15 protein-coding genes are annotated in these 15,225 nt (G+C 33.0%); 14 read left to right on the top strand and 1 reads right to left on the bottom strand.

Annotated features, from left to right (window positions below):
* Nucleotides 1-68 precede the first annotated feature (68 nt).
* The 4 genes from ABHQ57_RS11915 to ABHQ57_RS11900 are packed head-to-tail and all read left to right on the top strand — an operon-like array spanning nt 69 to nt 4,351.
* Nucleotides 69-665: a SprT-like domain-containing protein gene (locus ABHQ57_RS11915; RefSeq protein ID WP_167714064.1), complete on the top strand. Its 597-nt coding sequence runs from the start codon at nt 69-71 to the stop codon at nt 663-665.
* 21 nt (nt 666-686) lie between these two features.
* Nucleotides 687-1,250 carry a hypothetical protein gene (locus ABHQ57_RS11910; RefSeq protein ID WP_167714065.1) on the top strand — a complete coding sequence of 188 codons (564 nt, stop codon included), beginning with the start codon at nt 687-689 and terminating at the stop codon, nt 1,248-1,250.
* 17 nt (nt 1,251-1,267) lie between these two features.
* Nucleotides 1,268-2,329, top strand: coding sequence for a mannose-1-phosphate guanylyltransferase (locus tag ABHQ57_RS11905; protein WP_167714066.1), 1,062 nt, complete (start codon nt 1,268-1,270; stop codon nt 2,327-2,329).
* Between the two features lie 36 nt (nt 2,330-2,365).
* Nucleotides 2,366-4,351, top strand: a complete 1,986-nt coding sequence (locus tag ABHQ57_RS11900; RefSeq protein WP_167714067.1) for a translation factor GTPase family protein — start codon at nt 2,366-2,368, stop codon at nt 4,349-4,351.
* Here the strand turns inward: ABHQ57_RS11900 and lpxK are convergent.
* Nucleotides 4,348-5,379, bottom strand: coding sequence for a tetraacyldisaccharide 4'-kinase (gene lpxK / locus ABHQ57_RS11895; protein ID WP_167714068.1), 1,032 nt, complete (start codon nt 5,377-5,379; stop codon nt 4,348-4,350). The genes ABHQ57_RS11900 and lpxK overlap by 4 nt on opposite strands.
* A 101-nt stretch (nt 5,380-5,480) precedes the next feature.
* On the opposite strand from lpxK, the gene ABHQ57_RS11890 reads away from it, so the two are divergent.
* From ABHQ57_RS11890 to ABHQ57_RS11845, 10 genes are all read left to right on the top strand, one after another.
* On the top strand, nt 5,481-6,575 hold the full coding sequence (locus ABHQ57_RS11890; RefSeq protein WP_167714069.1) for a Nif3-like dinuclear metal center hexameric protein: 1,095 nt from the start codon (nt 5,481-5,483) through the stop codon (nt 6,573-6,575).
* A gap of 3 nt (nt 6,576-6,578) precedes the next feature.
* Nucleotides 6,579-7,349: a zinc ribbon domain-containing protein gene (locus ABHQ57_RS11885; RefSeq protein WP_047789597.1), complete on the top strand. Its 771-nt coding sequence runs from the start codon at nt 6,579-6,581 to the stop codon at nt 7,347-7,349.
* Between the two features lie 148 nt (nt 7,350-7,497).
* Nucleotides 7,498-8,895, top strand: a complete 1,398-nt coding sequence (locus tag ABHQ57_RS11880; RefSeq protein WP_167714070.1) for an FAD binding domain-containing protein — start codon at nt 7,498-7,500, stop codon at nt 8,893-8,895.
* A gap of 8 nt (nt 8,896-8,903) precedes the next feature.
* Nucleotides 8,904-11,156 carry a xanthine dehydrogenase molybdopterin binding subunit gene (locus tag ABHQ57_RS11875; RefSeq protein ID WP_167714071.1) on the top strand — a complete coding sequence of 751 codons (2,253 nt, stop codon included), beginning with the start codon at nt 8,904-8,906 and terminating at the stop codon, nt 11,154-11,156.
* Between the two features lies 1 nt (nt 11,157).
* On the top strand, nt 11,158-11,727 hold the full coding sequence (locus ABHQ57_RS11870) for a GNAT family N-acetyltransferase (protein WP_167714072.1): 570 nt from the start codon (nt 11,158-11,160) through the stop codon (nt 11,725-11,727).
* A 129-nt stretch (nt 11,728-11,856) separates the two neighbouring features.
* The gene (locus ABHQ57_RS11865; protein WP_196781636.1) at nt 11,857-12,231 is read left to right on the top strand and encodes a hypothetical protein; all 375 of its coding nucleotides are present in this window, start codon (nt 11,857-11,859) and stop codon (nt 12,229-12,231) included.
* 6 nt (nt 12,232-12,237) lie between these two features.
* Nucleotides 12,238-13,194, top strand: coding sequence for an XdhC family protein (locus ABHQ57_RS11860; protein ID WP_167714073.1), 957 nt, complete (start codon nt 12,238-12,240; stop codon nt 13,192-13,194).
* On the top strand, nt 13,191-13,793 hold the full coding sequence (locus tag ABHQ57_RS11855) for a Crp/Fnr family transcriptional regulator (RefSeq protein ID WP_167714074.1): 603 nt from the start codon (nt 13,191-13,193) through the stop codon (nt 13,791-13,793). The genes ABHQ57_RS11860 and ABHQ57_RS11855 overlap by 4 nt, the downstream gene beginning before the upstream one ends.
* Nucleotides 13,794-13,844: 51 nt before the next feature.
* A complete protein-coding gene (locus ABHQ57_RS11850; protein WP_073183324.1) occupies nt 13,845-14,294 on the top strand; it encodes a DMT family transporter in 450 nt (149 codons plus the stop codon).
* The gene (locus ABHQ57_RS11845; RefSeq protein WP_167714075.1) at nt 14,291-15,022 is read left to right on the top strand and encodes a GNAT family N-acetyltransferase; all 732 of its coding nucleotides are present in this window, start codon (nt 14,291-14,293) and stop codon (nt 15,020-15,022) included. The genes ABHQ57_RS11850 and ABHQ57_RS11845 overlap by 4 nt, the downstream gene beginning before the upstream one ends.
* The last annotated feature ends 203 nt before the right edge of the window (nt 15,023-15,225 follow it).

Genomic DNA, 15,225 nt, shown 5'->3' with positions numbered 1-15,225 from the left:
AGTTAATTCTCGATACAATTTTTTATTTTTTCATTTTATTTCAAAATAAAAACCGCTCGAACTGACTTTTGAAAAAAACACTAATTAAATACATCCCCAAAGAAGCAATTCCATTAGTTGAATACTTAATTATTGAGCATAAAATCAATTTGAAAATAGTAAGTGAACGCCAAACCAAACATGGTGATTTTCGTCGCTTACCAAATGGTCACATGCAAATTACAGTAAATAACAACTTAAACCCTTATCAATTTTTACTGACGTTAATTCATGAAATTGCACATCATGTTACGTATCAAAAATTTGGAAGAGTACAACCTCATGGTAAAGAATGGAAAACAGTTTTTCAACATTTAATGTTACCTTTTTTACAGCCAGAAATTTATCCAAAAAATATTCTGCCATATTTAGCCAATTATTTAAAAAATCCAAAAGCCAGTACAGATACCGATACAAACTTATCGTTAGCTCTACGAGGAGGTAAAGCAGAAAATGGAAAGCATTTTATATTTGAAGTTCCTGTAGGGAGTGTTTTTAAATTTAAAAATATTTTATATAAGAGAGGAAATAAACGAAGAACTCGTTATGAATGCTTAAATTTGAGTAACAAACGTGTATATTTATTCAATCAAAATGCAGAAGTGGAGCTAATAGCTTCAAAATAGATATTAAACTATCTTAATAAAATGAATAAGAAATACTTTTATATTAATTTTAGTATAGAAACTCTTGAACGTTATAGCTTTTTAATAAAAATTTTTAATAAATTGAAAGTTGAAAAAGAAATATACTGGGATTCTGAAACTGTACCTAATGTTGATATTATTGAATGGAAACAATTTTTAGATGATAAAACCTATAATTATTATAAAAATTTAAGTTCTAGTTCGAATAAAGAAGAGGATGAAGTATATTATAAGCTTTGGGATTTAACTAGTCCAGAAATAAGAATTAATCACCCTATGTTTAACAGAACCAATGATTGGGATTTTGAATCTGTTATTCACACAATAATAGAAGGGGAATATGAATTAATTGATTTATCTGTAAAAGGAAATAAAGGTACTTTATATTTTGACCCTTTTAGTTTACCTTTTGGAGGAACAGAAAGTTTAGTATCACTTATCGAATCATTTGGTAATAAAGTTTTTTTTGATTCTTGGCATAATGGAGAACACAAAAGACAAAAAATAGGCTGGGACTTTGAATTAGCAAAAAAGCTAGTAAGTCAAAATACAGGACTTACCTAAAAAACTAACTATAAAGTATGAATACTAATTATTACGCAGTAATTATGGCTGGTGGCGTAGGTTCTCGTCTTTGGCCTGTAAGTACAGAAAACAATCCTAAACAATTTCATGATTTATTAGGAACTGGAGAATCTTTATTACAAAAAACCTTTTACAGGATCAATCAATTAGTTCCTTCTAAGAATATTTTAATTGCTACGAATCAACGTTATAAAGAATTAATATTAAAACAACTTCCTGAGATTAGCTCAGAACAACTACTTCTTGAACCTACAATGCGCAACACAGCTCCTTGTATTTTATATGCTGCATTAAAAATCCGTCAGCAAAATGAAAATGCTGTGATGTTAGTAGCCCCATCAGATCACTGGATAGAAAACGAAACCGAATTCCTTAAAAACATAGAAACTTCTTTTAACGCTTGCTCAAAGGAAGACATATTAATGACTCTAGGAATACAACCGAATCACCCAAATACGGGGTATGGCTATATTCAATTTGAAGAAAATGCTTCTGAAATAAAAAAGGTACAAACGTTTACCGAAAAACCTAATCTAGAAAAAGCTACTCAGTTTTTAGCGAGTGGCGACTATTTATGGAATGCTGGTATTTTTGTTTGGTCTGTTTCTAGCATTTTACATTCCTTTAAAAAACATCTTCCTGAAATGGTAAACATTTTAAAAACCGAAGATAACGTGTACAACACTAATTTCGAAGATGATTTTATTAAAAGCAACTATGAGAAGTGCGAGAATATTTCTATCGACTTCGGAATTATGGAACGCTCTGAAAAGGTACACGTACTCCCTGTAGATTTTGGTTGGGATGATTTAGGTACTTGGGGTTCTTTATATAACAAACTTGATAAAGACACTCATCAAAACGCAACAGTTGGAGCTACAACTATTTTTAAAGATGCCAACGGGAATATGGTTAGTACTAAAAATGGTAAAAAAGTAGTAGTTCAAGGATTACAAGATTTTATTATTGTAGAAAAAGATGATGTATTAGTTATTTGTCCACGTAAAGACGAACAAGACATTAAACAACTACGAACTGAAGCAAAAGAGCAATTTTAACAAACTACCTCTATCTTTATAAGATATTACTGATTAATGGAATATTCCAACACTCTTAACATAGGAATTTTAGCACATGTTGATGCTGGTAAAACTACCTTAACCGAACATTTATTATACCATACAGGAGCTATAAGAAATATAGGGAGTGTAGATAAAGGTTCTACTGTTACTGACAGTTTAGCACTGGAAAAAGAACGTGGAATTTCCATAAAAGCAGCTACCACTTCTTTTATTTGGAATGACACCAAAGTCAATCTGATAGATACTCCTGGACACGTAGATTTTTCTAGTGAAGTTGCAAGAACATTATGTGTGGTAGATGCTGTTGTTTTAGTTATTTCAGCTGTTGAAGGTGTACAAGCTCATACCTTAACTATTGCAGATGCTTTGCAAAAACTGAAAATTCCTACAATAATTTTCATTAATAAAATTGACCGACAAGGAGCAGATACAGAGAATGTTTTAGAACAAATAAAAGATGAGCTTCAAATTAAAACTGTGTCTATCTATACCAGTCATCATGAAGGATTGGACACTGCTTGTATTAATCCCATTTTTCATAATAGTTCGGCTACCAAAGAACAAAAAGAAGCCATTTTAGAAGAGTTAATTGAAACCGATGAAAACCTGTTAGAACAATACTTAAATGGTCACACCATTACTGATGATGTCTATATAAAAACTATTGTAAAAAACACTTCCAAAGCTTTAATTTCACCTGTATTTACAGGAATTGCTAAAAACAACATTGGTGTAAAAGAGCTATTAGATGGTTTAACAAGTTTCATTAAACCAGATAAGAATACTGCCACACAAGAAACTTCTGCTTATGTATACAAGTTAGAGCATCATAAAACTCATGGTGTCATGGCACATGTAAAGGTTTTTTCGGGTGAGTTATCTTCTAAGTCTGTTATTTACAATCATACCCAAGCCGTAGAAACTAAAATAAACCAATCGAAGGTTTTTCATCATACCAAACACATAGACACTACTATTAAAGCAGGTGATATAGGAATTATTACAGGTGTTGTTGATACAAAAACAGGAGATATTCTTGGCAGCCCCGAAGGAATTCCTAAGCTCCCCGAATTAAATACTCCCGTCTTGAGTGTACAAGTGATACCTGATAACAATAAAGATTACAATGCTTTAGCGCAGGCTTTACAAATCATAGACAGAGAAGATCCAACGCTACAATTCAAATGGCATAAACCCGAAAAAGAACTGTTGTTATTACTAATGGGAGATATGCAAATTGAAGTACTTACACATGTTTTATTAGAACGATTTTCAATCCCTGCTACTTTTACAGAACCTCAAATTGTTTACAAAGAAACCATAAGCAAAGCTGCAGAAGGTTATGTTTGTTATTGGATGCCTAAGCCTTGTTGGGCAATTATGACTTTTTTAATTGAACCCGCTCCTTTAAATTCTGGTGTTAGCTATCAATCTATTGTTTCTAAAAACGATATTCATAATAAATATCAAAATGAAATAGCGAGGACTATTCCGAAGGCTTTAGAACAAGGTTTACTCGGTTGGGAAGTAACCGATGTAAAAATAACATTGATTAAAGGAGAAGATCATAATGTTCATTCAAGACCTGGTGACTTTAATTTAGCTACCCCAATGGGTATCATGAAAGGTTTGCAAGCTGGTGGAACACATTTGTTAGAACCATTAGTTCGTTTTGAAATAAAAACTAATGAAGAATTTTTAAGTAAAATCATTTCTGAACTTACTACTAGAAGAGCTACAATCGACTCTCCTACTTTTCAAAATGAAATGATGCACCTTACAGGAACAATTCCCGTAGCCACTTCTCTAGACCTAAGTATAAAATTAAATACTATTTGCAGTGGTCGTATACGTTTACGAATGGTTTTTCATGGCTATGATGTATGTCCTGAAGGAGAAGGAAAATCAAGACCTTTTAAAGGAGTGAATCCATTAGACGAAGCGCAATGGATACTACATCGACGAGGTGCTTATAAAGCTGACGAACGAGTGATTTAATTAGCTTTCTTTATTTCATTCAACACCAAAGAGTTAAAAATTTTCTCTTCACTTATAAAATGACTTTTTATAGAAACATAATTAAGAGGATCAATCTTTCCTTCTAAACGCATATAATCTTTTTCGGTAGTTAGTATGATTTTTTCTTGAGATTGCAATTCATCAAATTTTTTCTTGATAGTTGTAATATCTTGATTCGTAAAATTATGATGGTCAGAAAAGTTTAGATGCTTGAAGCTTACTTTCTTTTCTTTCAAAAAATTCAATAAAGGAGTCGGATTCGCAATTCCTGTTACTAATAACACTTCTTTATCCTGCAAATCATCAATTGTTAACTCATTTGTTCCTTTTAAATTCTTATCATAAGCTATTGTTGTAAAGAACACTTTTTGATACGGCTTCGGATTGAGTTTTCGTTCTATTTTTTCTTGCTCCGCTTTCGATAAATTCTCAGGACATTTTGTAACCACAATTAACTTTGCTCGTTTAGCTCCTCTCCTACTTTCTCGTAAATTTCCTGTGGGCAATACAAAATCGTCAACAAACAAATCGTTATATTTTGTGAGTAAAATATAGCTGCTCGCCGTTACTTTTCTATGCTGATAAGCATCATCCAACAATACAACCTCTGGTGGATTCTCATGTTGCAATAATTGCTGAATTCCATTTGTTCTATCGGCATCCACAGCTATAGTAACATCTTTTTTAAACTTTTTGTAAAACTGTAAAGGTTCATCACCAACATCTTCCGCTGTATGTGTGTCATTTACTAATTGAAATCCTTCCGTTTTTCGTTTATATCCTCGACTTAAAACTGCAATTCTATAATTATCTTTTAGTAAACGTATTAAATATTCTATCTGAGGAGATTTTCCTGTTCCGCCTACACTCAAATTACCAACAGCAATTACAGGAATATCAAAAGAAGTAGCTTTGAAAATACCTAAGTTAAAAAACCAATTACGAATCCTCGTAATTACATCATACAAAACAGCAAACGGAAATAATAAAAATCGAAGTAGCTTCATTACATCAAAAGTAATAATTTAAGCATTAATCTACAGGATACTTTTATTTTCATTTTTCTACTTTGTAACTTTGCTATATTAATACTTTGAAACTTACCCAAATGCAAATAAAAGACGTCACCAACTACATTGAACAATTAGCTCCGCTTTCGTATGCTGAAGATTTTGACAATGTTGGTTTATTAATAGGTAATTACAGTACTAAAGTTACAGGAATTTTAGTTACCCTAGATACCCTTGAAGAAACTGTAGATGAAGCAATTGCTAATAACTGTAATCTTATTGTAAGTTTTCATCCAATTGTGTTTAGCGGATTAAAAAAGATTAACGGTAACAATTATGTAGAACGTGTTGTGCTGAAAGCTATTCAGAATAATATTGCTATTTATGCTACACATACCGCCTTAGATAATGTAAACAATGGTGTTTCAGCTAAGATGGGAGAAGTTTTAGGCTTAGAAAACATGAAAACTTTGATTCCTAAAAAAGGAATCATAAAAAAACTAACTACTTATGTTCCTTTTGCAGAAGCTAATAATCTTCGTGAAAAATTATTTGAAGCTGGTGCAGGTAATATTGGTAATTATGATAACTGTTCTTTTAATGTAGAAGGAAAAGGAAGTTATAAAGGCAATGAAAACTCAAACCCTACTGTTGGTGAAAAGGGTAAATTGATGTTTGAAGAAGAAACCTGCATTACAGTAACATTCGATTCTTATTTAGAAGGAAAAATACTTTCCGCTCTCTTTAAAAACCATCCTTATGAAGAAGTTGCCTACGAAGTTATTACGCTGGATAACCAAAACCAAAACGTAGGTATGGGAATGATTGGAGAACTTCCTTCGGCGATGAATGAGAAAGGCTTTTTATTATTTGTAAAAGAGACCTTTAAAACTGGTTGTGTACGACATTCAGAATTACTTGACAAACCTATTAAAAAAGTTGCAGTACTAGGAGGTTCAGGAAGTTTTGCTATTAAAAATGCTATACGAGCAGGTGCAGATGCCTATATAAGTGCTGATTTTAAATACCATGAATTTTTTAAAGCTGAAAAAAGAATCTTACTTGCAGATGTAGGACATTATGAAAGCGAGCAGTTTACAAAAAACCTTTTAGTTGATTATCTTAGCAAAAAATTTAGTACTTTTGCAATTATTTTAAGCGAAAAGAGTACAAATCCAATACACTATATTTAACAGATGGCAAAAAAAGAAGTAACGGTAGAAGAAAAATTAAGAGCGTTATACGATTTACAGTTAATCGATTCTAGAATTGACGAGATTAGAAACGTTCGCGGTGAATTACCTTTAGAAGTTGAAGATTTAGAAGATGAAGTTGCCGGATTAAACAAGAGACTTTCTAATTTAGCTGAGGATGTTAAAAATTTAGAAACTGACATTAGTAACAAAAAGTTAGCGATTGAAGAATCTAAAAACTTAATTACTAAATACGAAGAACAACAAAAAAATGTTCGTAATAACCGTGAATTCGACTCTTTATCTAAAGAAATTGAGTACCAAGAGCTAGAAATTCAATTATCTGAAAAGAGAATTAAAGAATACAAGGCTAAAATTGCTCAAAAGAAAGAGGTTATTGATAACACCAAAGAAAAATTAGCTAAGCAAGAAGCACATTTAGCTCACAAAAAAGGTGAATTAGATGCTATCTTAAAAGAAACTGAGAAAGAAGAGCAATTATTAAAAGAAAAGTCTGAAGAGTTTTCTCAATCTATTGACAAGCACTTATTAACGGCATACAAAAGAATTAGAACTAAAGTAAGAAACGGTTTAGCTGTTGTTGCTATTGAGCGTGGAGCTGCAGGAGGTTCTTTCTTCACTATTCCACCACAGGTACAATTAGAGATTGCTAACCGTAAGAAAATTACAATTGACGAGCACAGTGGTCGTATTTTAGTAGATCCTGCTTTAGCACAAGAAGAAAAAGAAAAAATAGACAGCTTATTTGCTTAATATTTTTCTTAAAGTATATACAAAAGTCTCCAAAAATTTGGAGGCTTTTTTATTGCTATCAATTTTGATGATAAAATTAGTGACAATTAAAAATCAAAGCTCCTCACTTTTCACCTAACGTTACAATTTCGTATCTTGCATTCTGCTTATGATACAATTTATATTAAATAATCAGGTAATAAAAACTACAGCAAACGCTGGTATTACCCTACTCGATTTTATTCGAGAACACCAACAGTTAAAAGGTACAAAAATAGGATGTCGTGAAGGTGATTGTGGCGCTTGTACCGTTCTAATCGGTGAACAAAAAAACGGTAACCTTAACTATCAAAGTATAACTTCGTGTATTTCTCCTTTGGGAAATGCTAACGGAAAGCATATTGTTACGGTAGAAGGTATCAATTTACCAAAAGAACTGAATACCGTTCAAAAAGCAATGGCCGATAATTATGCGACACAATGTGGTTTCTGTACTCCAGGATTTGTGGTTTCTATGACTGGTTATGCTCTTGACAACAACCAAACAACTTCTTGTAACGATGCTGTCAGCGGAAACATTTGTCGTTGCACAGGGTATAAATCGATTGAAAAAGCTGGTTTTGAAATAGAACAAAAACTGCAACAAAAAGACAAAAACCATCAAATTGATTGGCTAATCAATGAAGGTTTTATTCCTAATTATTTTGAAACTATCCCTGAAAAATTAGCACAAATACAACCAAAAACCTTTGAAAAAACGGGAATAAAAGTAGCTAACGGAACCGATATTTATGTACAGCATGCTGATAAAATGGCGGAAGAAGATGTACATTTATTAACCGATAAAAACGCTTTAAAAGAAATTTCTTTTACCGAAGGATTTTGTACACTAGGTGCTAATACAACAGTGACCGAAATAGCAGAAAGCAAACAATTACAAACCCTCTTTCCTAAACTAAAACAATTTTTGAAACTTGTTTCTTCTGAACAAATTAGAAACATGGGAACCATCGGTGGTAACTTTGTAAACGCCTCTCCTATTGGTGACATGTCTATTTTCTTTTTAGCGTTAAATTCAATGGTAAACATTCAAAAAGAAGATGGAAATACGCGACAAATTCCGTTTCAAGAGTTTCATCAAAGCTACAAAACATACGATTTACACGAAGATGAAATCTTACAATCCATAACATTTAAAGTTCCGCAGGCAGAAGACTTTTTTAATTTTGAGAAAGTAAGTAAACGAACACATTTAGACATTGCTAGTGTAAATTCCGCTGGAAGAATTACACTAAAAAATAATACAATTACAGATGCACATTTTTCTTTAGGAGGTGTAGCCGCTATTCCAAAATATTTATCAAATACCAACTCCTTTTTAATAGGAAAAACAATCAATTCTGAAACTATAAAAGAAGCCGAAACAGTTTTACAATCAGAAATCTCTCCCATTAGTGATGTTCGTGGAACTGCTGACTATAAGCGTTTGTTAGCAAGACAGTTATTTTTTGCTCACTTTTTAGAACTATTCCCAAATCAAGTAGAACTTAAAAAATTGATTGCCTAATGAAAACGATGAAAAACATAGACAGTTTTACTCATGTTAGAGGAGAATCGTTATTTGTTGACGATTTAATGCTACGTCAAGATACCTTATTTGGCTTGGTTTTTGACTCGCCAAAAGCGCATGGAAAAATCAAATCGGTAGATTATTCAAAAGCAGAAGCGCTAGAAGGTGTAATAAAAATATTCACCTATAAAGATGTCTTAGGAGAAAATCAAATTGGAGGCATCATTCCTGATGAACCTTTATGGGCAGAAGATGAAGTCCATTTTTGGGGACAACCCATTGCTTTTATTGTTGCTAAAAGTGAAGCCATCGCTAAAAAAGCTAGAGCCTTAATTACTATAGATATTGAAGAACTTCCTGTAATCACAACAGCTAAAGAAGCCAAAGAAAAAGGAAGCTTTATCAATGCTCCTCGTTCATTTAACTTAGGAGACACCCAAAATGCTTTTACCGAATGTGAATATGTATTTGAAGGCGAAACTTTTTCGAACGGACAAGAGCATTTGTACCTCGAAACACAAGGTTGTTATGCGGTTCCTCAAGAAAACGGGAATATAAAAATTACTTCCTCTACGCAAGGTCCTACTGCTGTACAAAAAACAGCGGCGAAAGTGTTGGGTATCCCAATGCATAAAATTGAAGTAGATGTCATCCGTTTAGGAGGTGGTTTTGGTGGTAAAGAAGATCAAGCAACTCCTTGGGCAGTGATGGCTGCTGTGGCAGTACAACATTTGAATCGTCCGGTAAAATATATGCTAAATAGACATGACGATTTACGTATGACAGGAAAACGCCATCCCTATTCCTCATTTTATAAAATAGGACTCACCAAAGACCTAAAAATTAAAGCTTTTGAAGCAGAGTTCTTACAAAATTCAGGTGCTGCAGCTGATTTATCTCCTGCTATTGCTGAGAGAACTTTGTTTCATGCTACCAATAGCTATTTTGTTCCAAATGTACATACTACCGTGTATAGCTGTAAAACCAACCTACCTCCTAATACCGCTTTCCGTGGTTTTGGTGGTCCGCAAGGTATGTTTGTTATTGAAAGTGCTATTGCAGATGCCGCTGATAAAATCGGAATCAACAAAAGAAAAATACAAGAAGCAAATCTATTAGCTGAAAACGATGAGTTTTCTTACGGGCAAATTGCAACCGAAGTACAAGCACAAAATTCGTGGTTTAGTGCAAAAGAGCGATATCAACTTGAACAGCTAGAACAAGAAATCGCTGACTTCAACAATAAAAACGACCGCTACAAAAAAGGAATTTCATTAATGCCTATTGCTTTTGGTATTTCGTTTACCAATACCCCAATGAACCATGCACGTGCTTTGGTACATATTTATCAAGATGGAAGTGTTGGTGTTTCCACAGGTGCTGTAGAAATGGGACAAAGTGTAAACACCAAAATATTACAAGTAGCACAAAGTGTTTTAGGAATTTCGCCAGATAAAGTAAAACTAGAAACCACGAACACTACACGTGTTGCCAATACCTCACCTTCTGCAGCAAGTTCAACTGCCGACCTTAACGGAAAAGCAACAGAAATGGCGTGTAATTCGTTAGTTGAACGACTAACAGAAGTTGCCGCTGACATGCTCTCTACCAAAAAAGAAAACATCTCTTTTCAAGAAGATGCTGTTTTTGTAAGCGATAAAAAATCAGATCTAATATGGGAAGCTTTAATTGCTGAAGCGATGCTACGTCGTGTGGCGCTATCTGAAAATGCACATTATGCTACACCAGTTATTCATTTTGATAAAACCAAAGAAAAAGGACATCCGTTTGCCTACCATGTATACGGTACTGCAATAACAACAGTTACTGTAGATTGTATCCGTGGTAATTATGAAATTGACAGTGTAAAAATTGTACATGACTTTGGTAAAAGCATGAATATGGGTATTGATTTAGGACAAGTTGAAGGTGCTTTAGCACAAGGGATTGGTTGGATGACTCTAGAAGAAATCTCCTATAACAATGAAGGAAGATTATTATCGAATGCTTTGTCTACCTACAAGGTTCCTGATATTTTTTCAGCTCCCAAAACAGTCGAAACCATTCCGTTAAAAACGGAAGGAAATAAAATGGCTATTAAAAAATCGAAAGCGGTTGGTGAACCTCCATTAATGTATGGAATTGGGGCTTATTTTGCCATTCAGCAAGCGGTAAAAACCTTTAACCCTAATTATAAATTAAAATTCCACGCTCCTTTTACACCCGAAAAAGTATTGATGGGATTGTATGAAAAATAGAATGACATACGCAATAAACGAAAGTATTTTTGATATGTTTCCTAAATTAGAGAGTGACAGACTTTTATTTAGAGAATACACAATGGCTGATGCCTCTGAACTGTTTAACGTTAGAACTCATCCTCAAGTTTCTAAATACTTAGACTCTGAAGTTCCGCAATCTCCCAAAGACATTGAAAAAAGAATAGTACTCATTCAGCAAGCTTTTAAAGATAAAAACGGAATTACTTGGGCTATTACGCTCAAAGAAAACAATACTCTTATTGGTGATTTTGGAATATGGAGATTAGACAAACAAAACTTTAGAGGTGAAATAGGCTATGTATTGAGTCCTGATTATTGGGGAAAAGGCTATATGAAAGAAGCTATGAATACCTTAATTCACTTTGCTTTTCACACATTCAACCTTCATAGTTTAGAAGCTAACATAAACCCTAAAAACCAAAACTCAAGAAGTATTCTTTTAAAATTAGGTTTTCAAAAAGAAGCTTATTTTAGAGAGAACTACTTTTATAATGGGAAGTTTTTAGACAGCGAAATTTACTCGTTATTAAAATCAGATTTCGTTTAATTAAAAATAGACAATATCAAACTACAATACACCAAACAGAATATATTTAGGGGGGCGTTAATTTATAGTATTGGAGACACCATTGCATCCCTTTTACTAAACGAGTTTTCTATATACAGACTCCTCGGAATGGTACTTATTGGTGCTACTATTTATGCTTTTGAAATCCCTAATTATTTTAATTGGATAGAAAAAAAGACAGCAAACAATAGCGGACTCAAAAGAACTATAACAAAAACAATATTAGCGATTGCCTACTTTAATCCTCTTTGGATTTTTAGACATTTGCTGTTTATCAAATTATTTTCTGGAAATTTTGACCAAATAACCAGTAACTTATTCATTGTTGCTTGTTGGTCGTTTTTAGTGAACGTTCCTATTTCGTTTATCGCTAACTTTATCATTCAAAATAAAGTAAAACTCGATTGGCGTTTTTTAGCCAGTGCTATTTTTTCTGCACTAATGGCTATTTATTATGCCCTAAGCGAAACCATTTTTAACTAAGCTTTTATGAAATTCTGGCAACAGTTATATACAAAACTTCAAAACAAACAGAAGGTATACCTCCTAACGGTAATTGAAAACCTTGGTAGTTCTCCAGGCCGAAAAGGCTTTAAAATGCTAATTGCTGAAGATGGTTTTATTTTCGGTTCTGTAGGTGGTGGTGTGATGGAATTTGCGCTCGTTGAAGATGCCAAACAATTACTACAACAAGAGAATCCTCCAACATTCATCAAAAAACAAATCCATAAAGGAAATATCAAAGATGGTTCGGGTATGATTTGCTCTGGTGAACAAACTGTGGCCTTTCATTGCTTAGATGTTAAGCATATTTCAATAATTTCAACTATTATTTCTTCTTTACAACAGGGTAAAAAAGGAACATTACATTTATCTCCTACCCTATTTGATTTTACTTCTCATACTCTAGAAAATCAATTTGAGTATAACATTAACTCGAAAGAAGATTGGTACTTTAAAGAACATATTGGTTTTAAAGAAACCTTATACATTGTAGGTGGTGGTCATGTAGGTGTTGCTGTTTCTGAACTTTTTGTAAAACTTGATTTTTATGTGGTGATTTTTGACAATCGAGAAAACCTTAACACTTTAGAAAACAACCAAACCGCTCATAAAAAACAGGTTATAGATTATAACAATATTGAAAACTATATAGAAGAATCTTCTTCAAGCTATGTAGCTATTATGACCAATAAATATACTGATGACAAATTGGTATTGAGTAAACTCCTTAAAAATAACTATCAATTTTTAGGAGTTTTAGGTAGCAAAGCAAAGTTGCAAACTATGTGGGAAGTTTTACAAAATGAAGGATTTACTCAAGAAGAATTAAACAAAGTTCACGCACCTATAGGGCTTTCTATAAAAAGTGAAACCCCTGAGGAAATAGCGGTAAGTATTGCGGCACAAATTATTCAAATTAAAAACACCGAAACGAAACAATGAATCAACCTAATGAATATAAAACCTTTTTAACAAGAGTTTTTAATCGTTATGCTACTGTGGGCGACGACTCCATTTCTTCTTTGTTTTCAACTGCAAAAATTCATGATTTAAAAAAAGGAACTACCCTATTACCTTTTGGTAAAATATCAAAACACGTTCATGTTCTTTATAAAGGAGCCGTGGTTTCGTGTTTTTTACATAAAGATGGTACAGTATACCACAAAAACATTTTTTTACCAGAGAGTTTTGTAGGTTCTGTAGTATCGTCACTTACTAATACACCTTCTCAGTTTTCTTTAGAGGTTATAGAAGACTCAACCATTATTAGTTTTCCGTATGACACCTACAGACAACTTATTAGAGAAAACCAAGATTTACAAAACTTTTACATCGCTTATCTTGAAAAGAATTGGGTGATTGATAAAGAGAAACGAGAAATTGATATTGTTTTAAAAGAAGCTAAAGAACGGTATCTTGATTTTGTAAACGCTAATCCAAACATAGAAAATAGAATACCGTTACACTATATTGCCTCTCACTTAGGTATCACTCCTACTCAATTAAGCCGAATACGTAAGAGCATAAAAAAAACTGTATAGCAATCAACATATGTAAAGAAAAAGGTGTTGTTTCCTTTCCATCTTTGCAGTATGAAAATATTCTTTTTATACTTTTTGGCCTTTATTGGTGGGGTTTCACTAGCTGTTCAAGCAGGATTTAACACACAATTAGGTGCTATTGTAAAGCAACCTGTTATTGCTGTTATAGCCACCTCTATAGCGAGTGCTGTTTTTGGATGCTTATTCATCTTTCTATTCAAAGAAGAAAGTATTCAATTAACTATAGCACAACAAGTACCTTGGTATTTATGGTTTATTGGCGGACTTTTTAGCATGATTGGTATTTCTCTTTATTTTTACACCATACCAAAACTAGGAATTTCAAAAATGATTGCTTTTGGCTTATGCGGTCAATTGATTTTTTCGTTATTCGCAGGAAAATTTGGTTGGTTAAACCTGCCTGTTGAGCCTATAACTACCAAAAAATGTATTGGAATTGTTTTCATGGCAATTAGTATTCTTTTAATCAACTCAAAATGAAAAAAATAGTATCAAATATTAATAATTTAACTTCTTTGTGGAAAACTGCTGCGACTCCATATCAAGGATATCATAAAGAAACATCTTTTGAAAGCGCTTATATTGAAAATGCCCAATGGCCTAATAGAATTTGGACCAACCTCTCTCCTTCTGAAAATCAACTAAAAGAAGTACAGCTACAAATGTTAGGAGATGGTAAGCATTTTACATTTTCTTTATTTACACTACCAAATCAAGAAAATAATATGGAACTTGACGCTAAAATTCAGTTAAAGTCTACACAATATGGAATGAGTTTAGAACTAAACGAAAAGTTCGAAACGCAAAGACAGATCGATTTTAAAAGAGTAGAAAACACAGAAGAAGCTAACATTTGGAGCAACGCTTTTTTTAAAGCCTTTAATTACGAAATAAATACAGCAACCATTTTAAAAACCAAAGAAACCATTCCCTACTATCTTGTTTATTTTGAACAAGAACTTGTAGGCACCGTAATTTTATACACTACTAATACTGTTGCTGGCTTGCACAGTTTAGGTATTATTCCTGAAAAGAGAAAACAAGGTTTTGCTACCGAAATTATGCGTCACACATTGAATAAAGCTATTGACAACAACTTATCCTTAGCTACGTTACAAGCCTCTGAAATGGCAAAAGAAATGTATTTAAAACTAGGGTTTTCTTTAGACTTTTTAATGGAGAACTATATACTCAATACAACAAACTAACAATTTTCTACACAATACGAATATTTTATCTTTTTTGTTGTTTGGTGTTACTCCCATTAGGCAGTGAATGACACTTCCCTTAGGCAAGGAGTGTCACTCCCCTTAGGCTTCGTGTGTTGACCTGATTAGGCTTCGTGTGTTGACCTGATTAGGCTTCGTGTGTTGACCTGATTAGGCTTCGTGTGTTGACCTGATTAGGCTTC

Source organism: Tenacibaculum sp. ZH5_bin.1, assembly GCF_042865525.1.
GTDB lineage: Bacteria > Bacteroidota > Bacteroidia > Flavobacteriales > Flavobacteriaceae > Polaribacter > Polaribacter mesophilus.
The sequence above is the reverse complement of the archived record's forward strand: the minus strand, read 5'-3'. Positions and strand labels throughout refer to the sequence as shown.